Annotated in this window: 14 protein-coding genes; 7 read left to right on the top strand and 7 right to left on the bottom strand. The window is 66.4% G+C overall.

Annotated elements, in window-relative coordinates; translation table 11 throughout:
* On the bottom strand, window positions 1-1,822 hold a 1,822-nt coding region (locus tag VD811_11685), incomplete at its 3' end, for an MBL fold metallo-hydrolase (protein ID HXV21635.1).
* A 272-nt stretch (window positions 1,823-2,094) separates the two neighbouring features.
* Here VD811_11685 and VD811_11680 point away from each other — a divergent pair.
* The 3 genes from VD811_11680 to VD811_11670 all read left to right on the top strand — a co-directional run bounded on the left by VD811_11680 (window position 2,095) and on the right by VD811_11670 (window position 6,067).
* Window positions 2,095-3,150, top strand: a complete 1,056-nt coding sequence (locus VD811_11680) for a M42 family metallopeptidase (protein HXV21634.1) — start codon at window positions 2,095-2,097, stop codon at window positions 3,148-3,150.
* 540 nt (window positions 3,151-3,690) lie between these two features.
* Complete coding sequence (locus VD811_11675) at window positions 3,691-4,065, top strand: hypothetical protein (GenBank protein ID HXV21633.1); 375 nt, start codon at window positions 3,691-3,693, stop codon at window positions 4,063-4,065.
* A 175-nt stretch (window positions 4,066-4,240) separates the two neighbouring features.
* Window positions 4,241-6,067: a hypothetical protein gene (locus tag VD811_11670; GenBank protein ID HXV21632.1), complete on the top strand. Its 1,827-nt coding sequence runs from the start codon at window positions 4,241-4,243 to the stop codon at window positions 6,065-6,067.
* Between the two features lie 67 nt (window positions 6,068-6,134).
* Here the strand turns inward: VD811_11670 and VD811_11665 are convergent, their stop codons facing one another.
* From VD811_11665 to VD811_11650, 4 genes are read right to left on the bottom strand one after another with little or no spacing between them, the layout of a single operon-like run.
* The gene (locus VD811_11665; GenBank protein ID HXV21631.1) at window positions 6,135-7,085 is read right to left on the bottom strand and encodes an NAD(P)-dependent alcohol dehydrogenase; all 951 of its coding nucleotides are present in this window, start codon (window positions 7,083-7,085) and stop codon (window positions 6,135-6,137) included.
* Between the two features lie 39 nt (window positions 7,086-7,124).
* Window positions 7,125-8,264, bottom strand: coding sequence for an ABC transporter permease (locus VD811_11660; GenBank protein HXV21630.1), 1,140 nt, complete (start codon window positions 8,262-8,264; stop codon window positions 7,125-7,127).
* A complete protein-coding gene (locus tag VD811_11655; GenBank protein ID HXV21629.1) occupies window positions 8,264-9,187 on the bottom strand; it encodes an ABC transporter ATP-binding protein in 924 nt (307 codons plus the stop codon). Before VD811_11655 ends, VD811_11660 begins: the two co-directional genes overlap by 1 nt.
* Window positions 9,184-10,143: an HlyD family efflux transporter periplasmic adaptor subunit gene (locus VD811_11650; GenBank protein ID HXV21628.1), complete on the bottom strand. Its 960-nt coding sequence runs from the start codon at window positions 10,141-10,143 to the stop codon at window positions 9,184-9,186. The genes VD811_11655 and VD811_11650 overlap by 4 nt, the downstream gene beginning before the upstream one ends.
* A gap of 406 nt (window positions 10,144-10,549) precedes the next feature.
* On the opposite strand from VD811_11650, the gene VD811_11645 reads away from it, so the two are divergent.
* Both VD811_11645 and pal read left to right on the top strand, forming a co-directional pair.
* A complete protein-coding gene (locus tag VD811_11645; protein HXV21627.1) occupies window positions 10,550-10,885 on the top strand; it encodes a hypothetical protein in 336 nt (111 codons plus the stop codon).
* A gap of 149 nt (window positions 10,886-11,034) precedes the next feature.
* The gene (gene pal / locus VD811_11640; protein HXV21626.1) at window positions 11,035-11,574 is read left to right on the top strand and encodes a peptidoglycan-associated lipoprotein Pal; all 540 of its coding nucleotides are present in this window, start codon (window positions 11,035-11,037) and stop codon (window positions 11,572-11,574) included.
* Window positions 11,575-11,674: 100 nt separating this feature from the next.
* On the opposite strand, the gene VD811_11635 is transcribed toward pal, so the two are convergent.
* On the bottom strand, window positions 11,675-14,464 hold the full coding sequence (locus VD811_11635) for a phosphoenolpyruvate carboxylase (protein ID HXV21625.1): 2,790 nt from the start codon (window positions 14,462-14,464) through the stop codon (window positions 11,675-11,677).
* Between the two features lie 165 nt (window positions 14,465-14,629).
* Between VD811_11635 and VD811_11630 the strand changes: the two genes are divergently transcribed.
* Both VD811_11630 and VD811_11625 read left to right on the top strand, forming a co-directional pair.
* On the top strand, window positions 14,630-15,928 hold the full coding sequence (locus VD811_11630; protein ID HXV21624.1) for a thioredoxin family protein: 1,299 nt from the start codon (window positions 14,630-14,632) through the stop codon (window positions 15,926-15,928).
* A 45-nt stretch (window positions 15,929-15,973) separates the two neighbouring features.
* Window positions 15,974-16,171, top strand: coding sequence for a hypothetical protein (locus tag VD811_11625; GenBank protein HXV21623.1), 198 nt, complete (start codon window positions 15,974-15,976; stop codon window positions 16,169-16,171).
* Window positions 16,172-16,263: 92 nt separating this feature from the next.
* Here VD811_11625 and VD811_11620 read toward each other — a convergent pair.
* A partial coding sequence (locus VD811_11620) for a TRAP transporter large permease subunit (protein HXV21622.1) occupies window positions 16,264-16,945 on the bottom strand: 682 nt, incomplete at its 5' end.

The following is a 16,945-nucleotide window of genomic DNA, read 5'->3' as shown; positions in this document are numbered from 1 at the left end:
TCTCGGCGTCGTAGATGGTGGCCTCACCCGTCGCCCCGCCGGCGACGAAGAGACGCCCCTGACCGTCGACCTTGAGGCCGATGGCGCTGCGGCCCGCCGCCGGGTCGACCAGGATCCGGCTCTGGCCGGTGGTGAGGTCGGCGCGCAGCACCCGCCCGGTGGGGATGGAGCCGACGAAGAGGGCATTGCCGGCCACGGCCACCCCCTCGGGGCGGAAACCGGTCGGCAGGGGGATGAGGTCCTGCTCGACGCTGGAGATGGAGCCATGGGCGCCGGCGATCGCGCGCACCGGCAGGTTGAAGGCCTGGAAGGTCTGGCGCAGCGCCGCCGGCAGGGTGCTCACGGCCACCGCTCCCCCGGGCGGACTGAAGAGGTCGCCGCTGTCGAAGGCCAGGTCCTCCCCGGCGACGTGGGAGAGCACGTACCCGGCGGCGTGCTCCTGCCCCTGGACGGGGAAAACCCCCAGCGTGCGGACGCCGTCGGTGAAGGTCATCCCGGTCGCCGGGACGCCGATCACGGTGGTGGGGATGCCGGCGCTCTGCAGGGCGTCGGGAACCAGGGTGTGGGGCGCGGCGAGAATGGCTTCGAAGTGGGCGCGGATCGCCTCTCCCACCACCACCGAGGCGCCTTCCGCGGCGTAGGCCCTGATCCCGCCGCCGTGGTCGACATGGAAGTGGCTGACGACCACGAACCGGATCGGCTTCCCCGGGATGCGCTCTTTGGCCGCGGCGATCACGGCTTGGGAGCGGCTTTCATAGAGAGGGGGCTCCAGAGCGATGAGGTGGTCGGCCATTTCCACGATCAGGGTGTTGTGGCTGCCGCCGGTGGCGAAATAGACTCCCGAGCCCGGCCGCGTCTCCGCGAAGATCAGGGATAGGCCCTGATCCGCGTAAGTCGGGATGCCGATGGCCTGGCGCCGCAGGAACCACTGGGCCATCTGTTCGCCGCGCCGGGCGTCGGCGGCATCGAAGGGGAGCTGCAGTTCCACCGGGATGGCGAAGAGGTCGTCGGCCAGCGCCACGTCGTTCTCCACCGCCGAGCGCTCCTCGGTGCGCACGGTCACCGTGCGCCCCAAACCGGTCAGCCGGAGCGTCAGCCGGTGCGGCACCATCACCGTGCCGACGGGGCGCCAGTCCTCGTACAGCACCTCGTAGAGGGTGTCGCCGTAATAGGGGTCGTCCTGCAGGGTGTCGGCCTTGGACGGCAGCGAGGTCAAGGGATCGACGAACAGCCGCACCGGGCTCACCGGTTCCGCGGTGAGGGCGAACACCTGGTGGGTCCGGCCGGCGAACAGCTCGTCGGGCCGCGTCTCGAAGGACTCCGGCGGGTTTGCCAGGGCTGAGCGCAGGAGCAGCAGGGGCGAGTTCAGCCGGTGGAGCTTGCGGATGGTGGCCAGCCGGACCGAAGGCATGCCGGCGGTCGCCGCCCCGGCCAGGCTGTCGACGCCTTCGACCAGCCCCAGGTTGCCGTCGATGACCTCGGCATAGTCAAGGCTCTGGACGAAGGGGAAGGTGACCTCCCGTTTCCAGTCGAAACGGAAGCGGTCGCCCGCAAGATCCTGGTTGAGGGTATAGCTGAAGGTCGATACCGGCAGCGGCGGATCGCCCGGCTGGAAAGTCTGTTCGGGTTCGAACCACTGGCCGGAGGCCACGATCCGCTGCGTCGTCAAATCCTGAATGGCCGCCTCACCGCCGAGGGCCTGGGTGGTGCTCTGCAGGGTTGCGGTCTGACCGCCGCTGCCGCCACCGTTGCCGCCGCAACCGGCGAGGGCGAGCACAAGTACGAAAGCCGGTATGACAAGAAAACGATATCGGATTCCCATGGGCGCCTCCTTCCGGGATGCACAGTGTCGGGTTCACGGACAGGCTGCCTCTCCTCTGTTTTCCAAGCAGGAAAAAGAGTATGCCTTCTATGAAAATTATTATATCCCTTTCCCAGGATTGATGCGGTTTCCGGTCATCCACCTGGATCCAGGCGTACAGACCGGAATAAGCGAAGCGTTTCCGACAACTGAATTTTCCGGACGGGCCAGCGGCGGCCGGCAGCCGCTGGTAAACTGTGAGCATCGGTCCGAGATGAGAAGCGGAGGTGAGCATGGATTCCTACACATTGCTGGAAAGACTTTGCAACAGCCCCGGGGTGTCGGGGTTTGAAGCGCCGGTGCGCGAGGCGATCGCCGAGCTGGTCGAGCCGTTCGTCGACGAGCTGCGGGTCGACACCCTGGGCAACCTGATCGCCTTGCGGCGCGGCAGGTCCGGCTTCAAGCTGCTGCTCGATGCGCACATGGACGAGGTCGGTTTTCTGGTGCAGCACATCGACGAGCAGGGATTCATCAGCCTGGCGCCGATCGGGGGCTGGGACCAGCGCCTGCTCCCCAGCCACCTGCTGACGATCGTGAACCGCGCCGGCCGCCGCATCGAAGGGGTCGTCGGCACCCAGCCGCCGCACATCCTCAAGCCGGCCGACCGCGAGAAGGTCATCCCGCTGGAGGAGCTGTTTCTCGACGTCGGGGCGACGAGCCGGCAGGAGGTGCGCGAGGAGATGGGCATCTCCATCGGCGATCCGATGGTCCTGCACTACCCCTGCCGTCGCCTCGGCCGGGAGACGCTGGCGGCCAAGGCGCTCGATGACCGGGCCGGGTGCGCGGTCATCGTCCGGACGCTCGAAGCGCTGCAGGGCGTCGATCTGGAGGCGACCGTTGTCGCCGCCTTCGTCGTCGCCGAGGAGCGCGGACTGATCGGGGCGCGCACAGCTTCGTATCAGATCGAACCCGACATGGCGATTGCGCTGGAAGGGACCGCTGCCGCCGACATGCCCGGCGTGCCGCCGACGCGCCGGCCGTCCAGTCAGGGGCAGGGGCCGGCCATCACCGTCGCCGACAACAGCTTCATCGCGCCGCGCACCATGGTGCAGGCGCTGGAGCGCACTGCCGAGCGCGAAGGGATCCCCTACCAGATCAAAACCCCCTCGTACGGCTCGACCGATGCGGGAGCCATCCACCAGTCGCGTGGCGGCGTGCTCACCGGGGTCGTTTCGGTGCCGTGCCGCTACATCCACTCGCCGTTCAGCACCTGCCGGCTGAGCGACTTCGATTACACCTGGCAACTGCTGGCCGCCTTCTGCAAGGGGGCGACTGGCGTCGGGAGGTGAGCCGGAAAATCAAAACCCCGGCCTTACGGCCGGGGTCGGGAAAATCGAGATGCGGACGCAATCACGGTGAACCTGACGCCACTTCGTCAGACAGGAATTCTCCGGTTTTCTCCGAAGGACTCCTGCTTGCTGTCGGTCGGAAGAAAAACCTTTGAAATCCGGTCGACGATCGAGAAGCCGAGGCTTCCGGCGTCATACCGCATTGCATCCGTATCTCATCAGAGATGCGGGCTGCTTTCCCCCGTTTGTCCGGCGGTGGCAGGAGAGACTCCCCTTGGTCCCGCTGTCAAGCGGAACACCACGACCGTCAACTTGCCCAGGATGAGAACACCCTTTTCATCGGGAGTACCCCATCCACGGCTTTTCAAGAGAAAGACCCACATCCCCGATTTTCAAAGAACTCTTTCAACCCGTAATTATCTTACCACAAACGGGACTCGACAGCCAAATCATGGATAGACGCTCCCTTGCAAAAGGCAAAAAACGTTATAACATGGTCACTGTTAATTTTATCCAACCCGCACGCAAAGGAGAATGGTCATGAAGAAAGTGGTTACAGTGGCCCTGGCGCTGGTTCTGGCTCTGGCTTTTGCCGTCGTCGCCGCCGAACCCAGCAAGATGGAGCTCAAGGTCGGCGATCAGCTCTTCGTCTGCAACTGCGGCGAGAAATGTCCCTGCGACAGCATGGCCCGCAAGCCGGGCAACTGCACCTGTGGCAAGGAGATGGTCCAGGGGACGGTGACGAAGGTCGGCGCAGGAACCGCCGTCATCAAAATCGCCGCCGCCGAACGGACTTTCAAAACCGTCGGCAAGTTCGCCTGCGCCTGCGGGCCCACCTGCGACTGCGGCTCGATCAGCCAGAACCCGGGCAACTGCGTCTGCGGCAAGCCGATGGCGGAAGTCAAGGTCAACTAACGGCAACCTCCGGCAGCAGGCGGGGCACACCACCCCGCCCGCTATTTTCCGGAAAACTTCCCCCTCACCACCCCCCTCCGGGCAGCGCTATACTGGACGTAGAAGGCCCCTCGCTCCGAGAACTGCTTTTTCCCGGGAAACCTTGATGTTTTCCCGGGAGCAGAGGGAGGCCCTGATGAAACGTCCGTATTTCGCCGGGCGCCGGCGAACGATCAAAATCTGCGGATTCATCTTCGCGCTGCTGATGGCCGCGGTGCCGGCCGGGCAGGCGGCCGAGCCGCTCCGGGAGCGCATCGTCCATACCACCTTCCGTCCGGCTAACACCGATCTGTATCTCTTCGAAACCCCCGGCCAGCCGCCGCGGCGGCTGACCAGCCACCCGGCCCCGGACTACAATCCGGTCTTCTCTCCCGACGGCCGGTGGGTCGTCTTCTGCTCCGAGCGGCGGGGCCACCCCGACCTGTTCGCTCTGGACCTGCGGAACCCCGGCAGCCCGCCCAGACTGTTGACCGACAGCGAGGCCATGGAGGATGCCCCGGCCTTTTCCCCCGATGGCCAGTGGCTGGCCTTCGTCGGCACCCGCGACGGCAACGCCGATATCTACCTGATGCCTTTTCGGCCCGAGGGACCGGAGGTGTCGGCGCCGGCGGTGAACCTGACCCGGCACCCGGGGGGCGATTTCAACCCGGCCTTCTCCCCCGACGGCCGGCAGATTGCCTTCGCCAGCGACCGCGACGGCTACCGGATGAGCGAGCTCTACCTGATGCGGGCCGACGGTTCGGAAATCCGAAGACTGACCCATGCCGAAGGCTGGGACGGCTCTCCCGCCTGGTCCCGGGACGGGGAGTCGATCTTTTTCTACTCGCAGCGGGAGGCCGGAGCCGGCATCTACCGGATGCGGGCCGACGGCTTCGGGCAGCAGCAGGTCGCTACCGGGCCTGCCCTCTCCCCGGCCGTCTCGCCCGAGGGGCGCCTGGCGTTTGCCGCCCGGCAGGACGGGCGATGGCTGATCGTTTCGGTGGCGGCCGACGGTTCGGACCGGCGCTACGAAAGCGACCGACAGCGCGAGTACTGGGCGCCGGCCTTCGATCCCGGGTCCGGCCGCCTGCTCTGCCACGGCAGCGGCGAGGTCGAGCCGGTGCCGTCGCTGGGGTCTCCCGTTCCCGGGCCGTTCCTGGCCGACAACCGGCTGCAGGTGCAGCTGCCCGACCGCCTGCTGGAGCTCTGGGCTATCCGCGGCGCCTTTCCCGCCTTCGACCCCACGGGGGCGCGACTGGTGTTCAGCGAGCACTTCGAGCGCCTCATCCTCTCCCTCCTCGACGGCAGCGGGCAGCAGACGGTGTTCGACCCGCCCCGCGAGCCGGTCTGGCGGCCGCACTGGTCGCAGGACGGGAAATGGATCGTCTGTGCCGTGGGGCCGACCTTCGCCAAACCCTCGACAACCGTCGATATCTGGAAGCTGCGCCCCGACGGCAGCCAGGCGGTGAACCTGACCGGCGGCGTGGCCGCCAACAACGGTTTTCCGCATTTCTCGCCGGACGGCCGGCAGATCGTCTTTCGCAGCGGCCGCGACGGCAACCATGAGCTCTACCTGATGAACGCCGACGGGACCAACCTGCGGCGGCTGACCCGCCACGAAGCCACCGACACCATGCCGGCCTTCTCCCCCGATGGCAAGCAGGTCGCCTTCACCTCCAACCGGGAGGGGGACCACGAAATCTACCTCCTCGATCTGGGGCCAGAGGGAAAACCCGGCGAGCTGCGACGGATAACTCACAGCCCCGGCTTCGACACCCACCCGGCGTTCTCGCCCGACGGCCGCTGGCTGGTGTTCTCCTCGCAGCGCGGCGGGCTGAACGATGAGGAACCGCTCCTGCCGGTCTTCAACCCGCAGCCTTACGGCGAACTCTATGCGGTGCGCCTGGCCGACGGGCTGGTGGTGCGGCTGACCCACAACAAATGGGAGGATGGGACCCCGACCTGGGTCGCGATGCCTCGCTAGCCCGCGTCGCCCGCGGGGGCCGAAGGGCTGATGATACCGGGAGAAGGGAGGATTCTGTCCGCTTTGGTCATCCCCGACCGACCCGCAGCACGACTTTTCCTCTCGCCCTTCCCGTCTCGCTGTAGGCGAGGGCCTCTCTGGCCTCCTCCAGGGGATAGACCCGGTCAAGGACGACCCTGAGCCGGCCGGCCGTGATCTGGCCCGTCAGCCACGCCATGTCCTCGGCGTTGGGTCTGACCATGATGGCCAGGGCTCTCTTGCGGCGCAGAAGGCCGGTCAGGTACTGGTTGAGGAGAACCGAAGGGGTGGGGAGAGTGGTGACATAGAGCCCATGCGGAGCGAGAACGCGCTTGCACTCGGCAAAGGACCGTTTCGAAACGGCATCGAAGATGAAGTCGTAGCAATGGGTGCCCTGCGTGAAATCCTCCCGGCTGTAATCGATTACCTGCTCGGCGCCGAGGTTCCGCACCAGATCGGCGTTGGCGGCGCTGCAGACGGCAGTGACCCTGGTACCGGCGATTCTGGCGATCTGGACGGCAAAGGTGCCGACGCCCCCCGCGGCCCCGTTGATCAGAACCTCGTGCCCGGCAGGAATGGGGCCCAGGTGACGGAGCGCCTGCAGGGCGGTGAGCCCGGCAATGGGGAGGGTGGCAGCCTGCTCGCAAGTGATGTTTTCCGGCTGGGGAAAGGTGTACCGTTCCTGGACGCAGACGTACTCCGCAAATGCGGCCAGGCGTTTAATCCCCGGATAGCCGATGACTTGGTCCCCCTTTTGGAAACGCTTCACGCCGGCACCGGTTTCGGCCACCTCCCCCGCGCATTCGCAGCCGAGGATCTTCGGGAAAGACCGGCCGGTCAAGACCTTCAACATGCCGCTGCGGATCTTCCAGTCCACCGGGTTGACCGATGCCGCGCGGACCCTGATCAGCACATCCTCCGGTCCCGGCGTCGGCAGCGGTGCCTCCCTGACCTCGACCACCTCATTGCCGCCGTACCTGTCGATAATCACCGCTTTCATCTCTGACTCCATCCCGGGAAATCCAAGTCCTGAGCGGTCTCAATCCAGTGTCCGCCGGTAGCGCTTGAGGCCGATGGTGAGCACCACGGCGAGAAAAAGGGCGATCGGCCACAGCTCCGGCAGGATCTGCGCCAGGCCGTTCCCCTTGAGCAGGATGCCGCGGACAATGCGCAGGAAGTGGGTGAGTGGCAGCACCTCGCCGAGCATCTGTGCCCATTCCGGCATGCCGCGGAAGGGGAACATGAAGCCGGAGAGGAGCATCGAGGGGAGAAAGAAAAAGAACGACATCTGCATCGCCTGCAGCTGGTTGCGGGCCAGGGTCGAAAAGGTGAGTCCCACCCCGAGGTTGGCGGCGATAAAGACCAGCGACAGCGCCAACAGCAGCGGGATGCTGCCGGTCATCGGCACCTCGAAGAGGAAGCGGGCGGCGCCGAGGATGATGCCGAGTTGGACGTAGCCGACCAGGATGTAAGGGACAATCTTCCCCATCATCACCTCCGCCGGTTTGACCGGCGTGGAGAGGAGGTTCTCCATGGTGCCGCGCTCCCGCTCGCGGGTGACGGCGAGGCCGGTGATGATCACCAGGGTCATGGTCAGCACCACGCCGATCAGCCCCGGGACGATGTTGTAGCGGGTGACCCCTTCGGGGTTGTAGCGAGGGTGAACGATTACCTCCACGGGCGGCCCGGCGCGCAGCAGGTGCTCCGCCCCTCCCTGCAGGTCACGCTCCAGGGCTGCCTCGGCCAGCTGCCGGAAGGCGCCGACGGCGTTGCTGGTCGCTGCCGGATCGGTGGCGTCGGCGGTAAGCAGCAGCGTCGGCCCCTCGCCGCGCAGCAGGCGGCGGGAGAAGTCCTCGGGGACGGAGAGGACGAACTGTACTTTGCCGGTTGCCAGCAGGCGGTCCGCCTCGGCCTCGCTTGCCGCAGTGCGCACCACCCTGAAGTAGGCGCTGTTTTGCATGGCGGCCACCACAGTGCGGGCGTAGGGGCCATGGTCGGCGAGCTGGACGGCGGTGGGGAGATTTTTCGGGTCGGAGTTGATGGCGAAGCCGAAAAGGATCATCTGGGCGATCGGGATGCCGATCATCATGGCGAACGTCAGCCGGTCGCGGCGCATCTGCACGAACTCCTTGCCGATGACAGCGGCGAAACGGTGCAGGGAGAAGATGCGGCCGGCCATCAGTCACCCCCTTCCGACCGGCGCATGAGGTGGATGAAGACCTCCTCCAGTCCGGAGGCCATCCGCTCCCAGCGGTACGCACCGCCCATGAAGGGGGTGAGGCTCGCCTCCAGCCGCCCGGCGTCGCGGCCTGACACATGCAGGGTGTTGCCGAAGGGGACGACCTGCTCCACCCCGGCAAGCGCCCTGAGCTCCTCCGCCAGTTCGTGCATCCGGCGGCCCGAGACCGCCCAGGTGGAAAGGCCCACGTCGGCGATGATCTCCTCCGCGGTGCCGGCGGCGAGGAGGTCGCCGTAGGCGAGATAGGCGAGGCGGTGGCAGCGTTCGGCCTCATCCATATAGTGGGTACTGATCAGGGCAGTAATGCCGCGGGCGGAGAGGGCGTAAACGTCGTCCCAGAAGTCGCGCCGGGCCTTGGGGTCGACCCCGGCGGTCGGTTCGTCGAGCAACAGCAAGCGGGGCTCGTGCAGCAGGCAGGCGGCCAGGGCCAGTCGCTGCTTCCAGCCGCCCGACAGAGTGCCGGCGAGCTGGCCGGCAAAACGGGCGAGGCCCATGTGTTCCATGGTTTCGCCGACTCTGGCTTTGCGGTCGGCGATGCCGTAGATGCGGGCCATGAAGTCGAGGTTTTCGCGGACGCTGAGGTCCTCGTAGAGAGAGAAACGTTGCGCCATGTAACCGATGTGCGGACGGATGCGGTCGGCTTCGGCGACGATGTCGAATCCGAGGCAGGTGCCGCTTCCCGCGTCCGGGCGCAACAGGCCGCAGAGCATGCGGAGGAAGGTGGTCTTGCCGCTGCCGTTGGGGCCGAGAAAACCGTAGATCTCCCCCCGCTCGATGCGCAGGGAGAGCCCGTTGACCGCGACTTTTTCGCCAAAGGCCTTGGTCAGCCCCTCGACCTCGATGGCGGGCGAGTCCTCGGTCACGGCGGCGCCTCCAGACGCACTTCCACCGGTTGACCGGGATGCAGCCGGGGGGCGTCGGTGGGGGCGGGACGCGCCTCGACCAGAAAAACCAGCTTCGCCCGGGTCTCGCGGCTGTAGATGAGCGGCGGGGTGAACTCGGCCCGGGGGGAGATGAAAACGATCACGGCGTCGATTGCCCCGCCGCTGCCGTCGAAGGTGACGGCGACCCTCTGCCCGATCCGCAGCGTGCCGACCGCCGGCTCCGGGACGAAGAAGCGGACCTTGATCTGCCCGGGCGGCAGCAGGGTGACCACCGGCAGGGAAGCCGGCACGAACTCCCCAACCTCGAAGATGGTATCGAAAACGGATGCGTCCGCCCCGGCGCTCTGGCTCTTCTGCGCCAGTGCCCAGCGGGCCTGCTCGAGCCTGGCCCGGGCGGCTTCCGTTTCGGCCCGGGCGGCCTCGATCCGGTCGCTGCGGGCGCCGAGCCGGGCGGTACGCAGTTGCGCTTCCAGATCGGCCACCGCCGCTTCGTCGCGGTGGAAGGCGGTGCGGGCGCGATCCCGCTCTTCGGCCGAGAGGACATTCGCTTCGTACAGGTCCTGCCGGCGCTCCAGTTCGACGCGGGAAAGGTCGCGGGCCACCCGCGCCTGCTCCAGGCGCGCCGCCAGCGCCGCCAGTTCGCTCGGCCGCTCGCCCTTGAGCAGATCGTTCAGGAGGTTTTCGGCCTGTTCGAGATTCTTCTGCGCTTCGGCCACCGCCGCGGATTCGGCCGCATGCTCGAGGCTGAAGAGGAGCTCGCCGGCCCGTACCGTCTCGCCGCGGCGCACGGCCAACCGCTCAAGCCTGCCGCCGATGGGGGCGGCGACCTGCACGAACTCTCCTTCGGCGTAGCCCTGATAGTAGCTGGGCGGCTTTTCACCGCAGGCAGTCAGCAGGCTCAGGACAGCCAGCAGGACGAACCCTGGCAGATGCATGGTTACCTCTTTCCGGCAGGACCTGCCGGCACCGCCGGCCGCCTCGCCATGGCCACAATTCTCCAATAGTTTCCCACCTTTGCCGAGGCTGTCAATGGCTGGCCGCTGCGCCTGCGCTTATGCACAGTCGAGAGCTGTTGTCCCGGTCGCCGGTTTATGCGGATTTCCACGTGGCGCCGGCGCCGTCGGCGGGCTAGGCTTGAGACGAAACAAAGCCTCTTGTTTCGCCCTTCACTTTTGGCGCGCCGCGCATTCCCTCCTAGCCGGCGCGTCTTTTTTTTCAGGGGTGGCGCCCGCCGCATGCTGAAGGTAATTGCAAGGCAATTTCAGTATCTTGCGAATCCGGTTGACAAGCACGCCGGGATGCTTTTATCCTTGGCCCGAATCCACCTCTCGATGCCCGTAAGTGACCATGCCCCTGCTGAACTTCTCTGCAAAAATCCTCGCCGTCTCCCTGATCCTGGTGCTGTTGACTGTCCGTATCGGCAGTTTCAGCGACGAGACCTTTGTCTATCCGGTTCAGGACGTCCTTTTCAAGACAGCCCATATCAGCGCGGAAGAGGCCAAGCATAAACCCTCCGGCCTGAAGACCAAGCGCGCCACGGGGGACGTCTTTTGCAGCGCGGTTCAGCAGCAATTGGAATTCTTCCCCCTGGAGACCAGGCTGACGCCCTGCTTTCCCTGTCAAACCCTTCCTGAAGTCTACCTCGACATCTTCATCCCACCGGACGAGCAGGCCTGAAATCCCTGCCTCCAAACTGTCATAGAGGGGACTGAAGCGTCCCCCGGCCAGCTTGCGTGACCACCAGGCAGAAATGCTGACGCCGGGATGTTTTCATTGCGGCCGGGCCGCTGATCCAATAATCCAATCTGAAAAGGGATGAATACGCCATGAAAAAATCGACCATTTCTTTGTTTGCCGCCTTTGCCTGCCTGTTGACCCTGACTGCCTGCGCGAAGAAACCTGTGGCCCCCGTCGCCGAGACCGCTCCGGCGGCGCCGGTGGTCCTGACCGAGGCGGCGGGCAGCAGCGAGACGCCGGTGCCGGCGCCGGCCGGTCTCAGCACCGAACCGGTGAACGAAGCCGCGGCGCCGGCGGGCTCCGTACTGAACCTGGAGAAGGTTTTCTTCGAGTTCGATGCCTACACGCTGACGCCGCAGTCGCGGGAGATTCTCGCCCGCAACGCCGAGTGGCTGCGGCAGCATCCGGCCGCCAGTCTGACCATTGAGGGGCACTGCGACGAGCGGGGTTCGGACGAGTACAACCTGGCATTGGGCCAGCGCCGTGCCGATGCCGCCAAAAACTTTCTGGTGAGCCTCGGCATTGCCGCCGAGCGCCTGAGCGGCATCAGCTACGGCGAGGAGCGTCCTGCCGCTGCCGGCTCGGACGAGAACGCCTGGTCGCAGAACCGGCGCGCCGAGTTCCGGTAATCGGCAAAGTTCGCAATACTGCAGACACGAGAAGGGAGAGGTTCGCCTCTCCCTTCTTTTTTTTCGACCCTGGACTTTGGACCCTGAACCGTATTTGTCCCTAGCCCGTATTGCGCAAGCCGGCGGCGATGCCGTTGATGGTGGCGGCGAGCACGTAGTTGAGCTCCTCGTTCTCCTCGCCGCGCCGCTTGCGCCGCAGCAGCTCGATCTGGATCAGGCTCATCGGGTCGACGTAGGGGTTGCGCAGGCGCAGGCTGCGGGCCAGGGTGGAGTTGGTTTCCAGCAGGCGGCTCTGGCCGGTGACCGCCAGGATCATGCGCCGGGTGCGCCGGAGTTCGTCGACCAGCAGGGTAAAGACCCGCGCGCGCAGCCCGTCGTCGGCCACCAGGGAGGCATACTGCCGGGCCAGAGGGAGGTCGACCTTGGCCAGGGCCATCTCGACGTTGCGTACCATGTCGAAGAAGAAGGGAAAACGGCGCATCATGGTCCGCAGCAGTTCGCGCTCGGCCTCGCCGCGGGCGGCGAAACCTTCGAGGGCGGTGCCGACGCCGAACCATCCCGGGACCAGCAGGCGGCTCTGGATCCAGCCGAAGCCCCAGGGGATGGCCCGCAGATCGTCCAGGTTCCGGCTCTGGCCGCGCCGGGAGGGGCGCGAACCGATCTTGGCCAGTTCGAACTCGAGCACCGGCGTCGCCTGTTCGAAGTAGGGGAGGATGTCGGGGTTGTCGGCGATTCTCTGCCGATAGCAGGCGAAGGCCGCCGCCGACATCTCTTCCAGCGCCTCTTCCCAGGGCGCCTCGGCGGTTGCCTTGACGAGGCCGGTGCGGGTGAGGGCCTCGAGGGAGGCGGCGACCATCAGCTCGAGGTTGCGCTGCGCCAGGGCCGGGTCGGCGTACTTGAAGTTGATCACCTCCCCCTGTTCGGTGAGCTTGAAGGCGCCGGAGAAGGCCCCAGCCGGCTGGGCGATGATCGCCCGGTGGGTCGGTCCGCCGCCGCGGCCGACGGTGCCGCCGCGGCCGTGGAAGAGGCGCAGCCGGACGCCGCACTCCTGCGCCACCTGGTGCAGGGCGCGGTGGGTCTTGTAGATCTCCCAGCTGCTGGTGAGCATGCCGCCGTCCTTGTTGGAGTCGGAGTAGCCGAGCATCACCTCCTGCCAGCGCCCCCAGGAATCGAGGTAGGGGGCGTAGGACTCGCTCGTCCAGAGGGTGCGGCAGATGTCGGGGGCGTTGCGCAGATCCTCGATCGATTCGAAGAGCGGCACGGGCATCAGCCCCGGGTCCCCACCCTGCGGGTTGCCGGCCACGGTCACGCCGCAAAGTTCCATGAGCCAGACCAGGGAGAGGACGTCCTGCACGGCCGAGGCGCCGCTGATGACGTAGCTGCGGATCGCCGCGGGCGGGTAATCCCGCTTCAACCGGGCCAATGCCCGCAGGGTTTCGAGCAGCTCGGCGGTCGGCGCCGAGGGGGGCGCGGGAAGGGGGGAGGCCGGATCGGCGGCGTGGCCGGCGCCGGCGGCGAGCTCCGCCACGGCCCGGCCGTGGACCCTGGCATGCTGGCGGATGTCGAGGGTGTGCAGGTGCAGGCCAAAGGTGGCGACCTTGCGCCGCAGCGGGTCGACCAGGCGGCGGGCCAGCCGCACCCCCTTCTGGCTCTGCAGGCTGCGGCTGAGCAGCTCCAGGTCGCCCAGCAGCGCTTCAGTATCGGGATAGGCCGCCGCATCTCCCGGCTCCAGCAGGGTGCGGCGCAGACGGTAGCGCATGATGTCGAGAAGACGCCGGTAGAGCTCGCCCGCCGGCAGGGTGTCGGCCTCGCGGGCCGCTTGCGGCAGCAGGGCGGCGTAGCGCTCCAGCGCCGCCCGCAGCGGCCCGCTCTCCCCGACCTGCGAGGTGGAGGAGGTAGCCAGCCGCCGCAGTCCCTCGACGGTATTGAGGTAGTCGGCGACAATCAACTCCCTGGCCTTCTGCAGGGCATCACCGGTGCAGGCGGCGGTCACGAAGGGATTGCCGTCGCGGTCGCCGCCGATCCAGGAGCCGAAGCGGACCACCGTCGGCAGTTCGGCCGGGTCGAACTCGGCCCCGTAGACTTCGCGGAAGGCCAGCGCCACATCCTCATAGAAAGCGGCAAGGGGGGGGAGCAGCGAAACGCTGTAGTGGTCGAGGCCCATGGCGATCTCGTCGAGGACCGTCGGCTGGCGCCGGCGCACCTCATCCGACTGCCAGAGGGCGGTGATTTCGGCCAGAATGGACTCCTGGCTGGTGGCCGCCTCGGTGTCGGCCAGAGGGAGACGGTCGAGCCGCTCGAGCTCCTCGGCGATGCGCCGGCGTTTGAACAGGACCACCCGCCGTGCGACCTCGGTGGGATGGGCGGTGAAGACCGGCACGACCTCCACCCGCCCGAGCCACGCCAGCGCCTGGCCGGCATCGATCCCGTTCTCGCGCATGCGCCGCAGGGTGGCTCGCAGCGAGCCCGGCTTGTCCGGGCCGCCGGCGACGCGGTGGGCGCGGCTGCGCCGCTTGCGGTGGTTGGTTTCGGCGAGGTTGGTGAGCTCGAAAAAGGTGGCGAAGGCCTTGACGATCCGGCGCGCCTCGGCCACCGTCATGCCGCCGATGATCTCGGCGGAGCGCGCCAGCAGGGCCGCAGCTTCCGGGTTTTCCGCCTCGGCCCCGCTGTCGTGCAGCTCCCGGTGACGGATCGCCAGGCGGCGCAGTTCCTCCTCCGCCTCGTAGGTCGCTTCCCCCTCCTGCTCGCGGATGACCACCCCCAGCAGCTTCCCCAGGGAGCGGACGTCCCGGCGCAGGGGAAGGTCCTTGCGGGTTTCGTCGCCAGTGGTCAGTTCATCCAGGCGTTCGCCCTGGTCGGCGGTCTGCCAGAAGATATCCGTCTGCTTCATGGTCGTGTCCTTTCGCCCTGCCTTTGCTTATGAATTCTATCAGGAAATGTGGCGGGTCGCTGCGCTGACGGGAACTCCGGCGGGGAACGGCAAGTGGAATTTCTGCTAGACTGATGGCTGAACCGGCAGGGGGAAACGGCGCGGACCCGGGGAGAGGAGGCCGTGATGACCGGCGTCGGACGCCTGACAATGCGGATCTGGCTGCTGTTGTGCGCAGCGCTCTTCGCCGCGGGCGCTGCTCCCGCGGGGCGGGGGGACATCGAATCAGGACTGACCCTGCATTTTTTCTGGGCCGCCAACTGCCCGCACTGCGCCGAAGAAAAACCGTTCATCGAAGCGTTGCAGCGGCGCTATCCGCAGCTGCAGGTGCGGGAATACGAGATCTGGCGTCAGCGTGAAAACTTCGAGCTGCTGCTGGCGCTGGCCGAGCGTCATGGGGGCGGTGTCGTCAGTACGCCCGCCACGGTACTCGGCGACCGGCTCTGGTTCGGCTTCAATCCCCGCATCGGCGGTGAAATCGAAGCGACGGTGGCCCACTGTCTGGCGGCCGGTTGTCCCGACCTCCTGGCCGCCGTCGCTGAATCCCCGGCGACCGCGGCGCCGACCGAAGCTCCCCGGTCGGCGCCGGGGGAAAGCGCTTCGGTAGCGGTGCCCTTCTTCGGCAACATCGATCCCGAGAGTCTCTCCCTGCCGGTCTTCACCCTCGTCCTCGGCCTGCTCGACAGCTTCAACCCATGCGCCTTTTTCGTCCTGCTCTTCCTGCTCAGCCTGCTGGTCCATCTTCGCTCGCGGCGGGTCATGCTGCTGGTCGGCGGGACCTTCGTCTTCTTCTCCGGCCTGATCTATTATCTCTTCATGGCCGCCTGGCTCAACCTCTTCCTGCTGGCCGGCCGGATGCAGCAGGTGACCACGGTGGCCGGCGCGGTCGCCCTGCTGGTCGCCGCACTTAACATCAAAGACTTTTTCCTCTTTCACCAGGGGCCGACGCTCTCCATCCCAGAGAGCGCCAGGCCGCGGCTGTTCAAACGCATGCGTCACCTGCTGACCGAAGACCGGCTCCCCTCGGTGCTTTTGGGGACGGTGGTGCTGGCGGTGGCCGCCAACAGCTACGAACTCCTCTGCACTGCCGGCTTTCCGATGGTCTACACCCGCGTGCTGACCCTGCACAACCTGGAGCGCTGGCAGTATTACGCCTGCCTGGCCCTGTACAACGCCGTCTATGTCGTGCCGCTGCTCACCATCGTCCTGGTCTTCACCTTCACCCTCGGCGCCAGGAAGCTGAGCGAATGGCAGGGGCGGCTGCTCAAGCTCGTCTCCGGCCTGATGATGCTGCAGCTCGGGCTTGTACTGCTGGTCGACCCGGCCCTGCTCGACAACGCCCTGGCCGCCCTCGCCATCCTGCTGCTGGCCCTGGCCGCGACGGGGCTGATCGTTCTGATCTCTCGTTTCGCGGCGAGACAATGATATCAATAAAGCAAATGAACTCGGAGCTGGAGGGTTCGATGGAGATTGCGGCAAAGCCGGGGGGCCATCATCAACATCGCCTCGACCCGGGCACTGTTCCGCCGAATTGCCTCCGAGGAGCGGCGGGAACTCGAGAGTCTGCGCAAGCTCTACGATTTCGTCGATGCGCCCAACGAATACCTGGCCCGGGGCGAGTTCAGCAATCTGAACGAGTTCCACAATTTCGGCAGGGACGAAGGCTAAGGTTGGAATGAAGGTGGGTTGGACGGGAATCAGGCGGCGCCGGGTAGTTGGCGCCGCCTGATTTTTTTTGTGTTGCCGGCAAGAGAGCCGGATTATTTCATCAGCAGGTTAGGCAGCCAGAGGGAGATGGCCGGCACGTAGGTGATCAGGATCAGAAAAGCCAGCATGACCAGTATCCAGGGGGCGCACGCCTTGGTCGTTTCGGTCAGTCCCAGCCGGGAGATCCCCGAGGCCACGTAGAGGTTGAGGCCGACCGGCGGGGTGATCATGCCGATCTCCATGTTGACCGTCATCACCACCCCGAGGTGGATCGGGTCGATCCCCAGTTGCATCGCCATCGGGAAGAGCAGCGGCGCGGTAATCAGCAGGATCGAGGAGGGCTCCATGAAGTTGCCGGCCGCCAGCAGCAGCAGGTTGACCATGATCAGGAAGCCGACCGTCCCCAGCCCCATGCCGGTGATCCAGTCAGTGAGCTGCTGCGGGATCTGCTCGGAGGTGAGCAGGAAGGAGAAGAGGACCGCGTTGGTGATGATGTAGAGGATCATCGCCGACATGTTGGCTGAGGCCAGCAGCGTTTTCGGCACGTCCTTGATCTTCATGTCGCGGTAGACGAAGACCGCCACGAAGAAGGCATAGACGGCGCTCATCGCCGCCGCCTCGGTGGCGGTGAAGATGCCGGTGTAGATGCCGCCGATGACCACCACGATCAGCAGCAGTCCCCAGATGCTCTCGCGGAAAGCGCGCAGCCGGGTCGCCAGGCTCGCCTTGGGAAGG

It is taken from the genome of Desulfuromonadales bacterium, assembly GCA_035620395.1.
Lineage (GTDB): Bacteria > Desulfobacterota > Desulfuromonadia > Desulfuromonadales > DASPGW01 > DASPGW01.
This window is presented reverse-complemented; position numbering and strand designations above follow the sequence as displayed.

Excerpts from the sequence above, each read along its gene's own strand:
- VD811_11680 (HXV21634.1), top strand. The coding sequence starts at position 2,095 with ATGGATTCCTACACATTGCTGGAAAGACTTTGCAACAGCCCCGGGGTG.
- VD811_11675 (HXV21633.1), top strand. The coding sequence starts at position 3,691 with ATGAAGAAAGTGGTTACAGTGGCCCTGGCGCTGGTTCTGGCTCTGGCT.
- VD811_11670 (HXV21632.1), top strand. The coding sequence starts at position 4,241 with ATGAAACGTCCGTATTTCGCCGGGCGCCGGCGAACGATCAAAATCTGC.
- VD811_11665 (HXV21631.1), bottom strand. The coding sequence starts at position 7,085 with ATGAAAGCGGTGATTATCGACAGGTACGGCGGCAATGAGGTGGTCGAG.
- VD811_11660 (HXV21630.1), bottom strand. The coding sequence starts at position 8,264 with ATGGCCGGCCGCATCTTCTCCCTGCACCGTTTCGCCGCTGTCATCGGC.
- VD811_11650 (HXV21628.1), bottom strand. The coding sequence starts at position 10,143 with ATGCATCTGCCAGGGTTCGTCCTGCTGGCTGTCCTGAGCCTGCTGACT.
- pal (HXV21626.1), top strand. The coding sequence starts at position 11,035 with ATGAAAAAATCGACCATTTCTTTGTTTGCCGCCTTTGCCTGCCTGTTG.
- VD811_11635 (HXV21625.1), bottom strand. The coding sequence starts at position 14,464 with ATGAAGCAGACGGATATCTTCTGGCAGACCGCCGACCAGGGCGAACGC.
- VD811_11630 (HXV21624.1), top strand. The coding sequence starts at position 14,630 with ATGACCGGCGTCGGACGCCTGACAATGCGGATCTGGCTGCTGTTGTGC.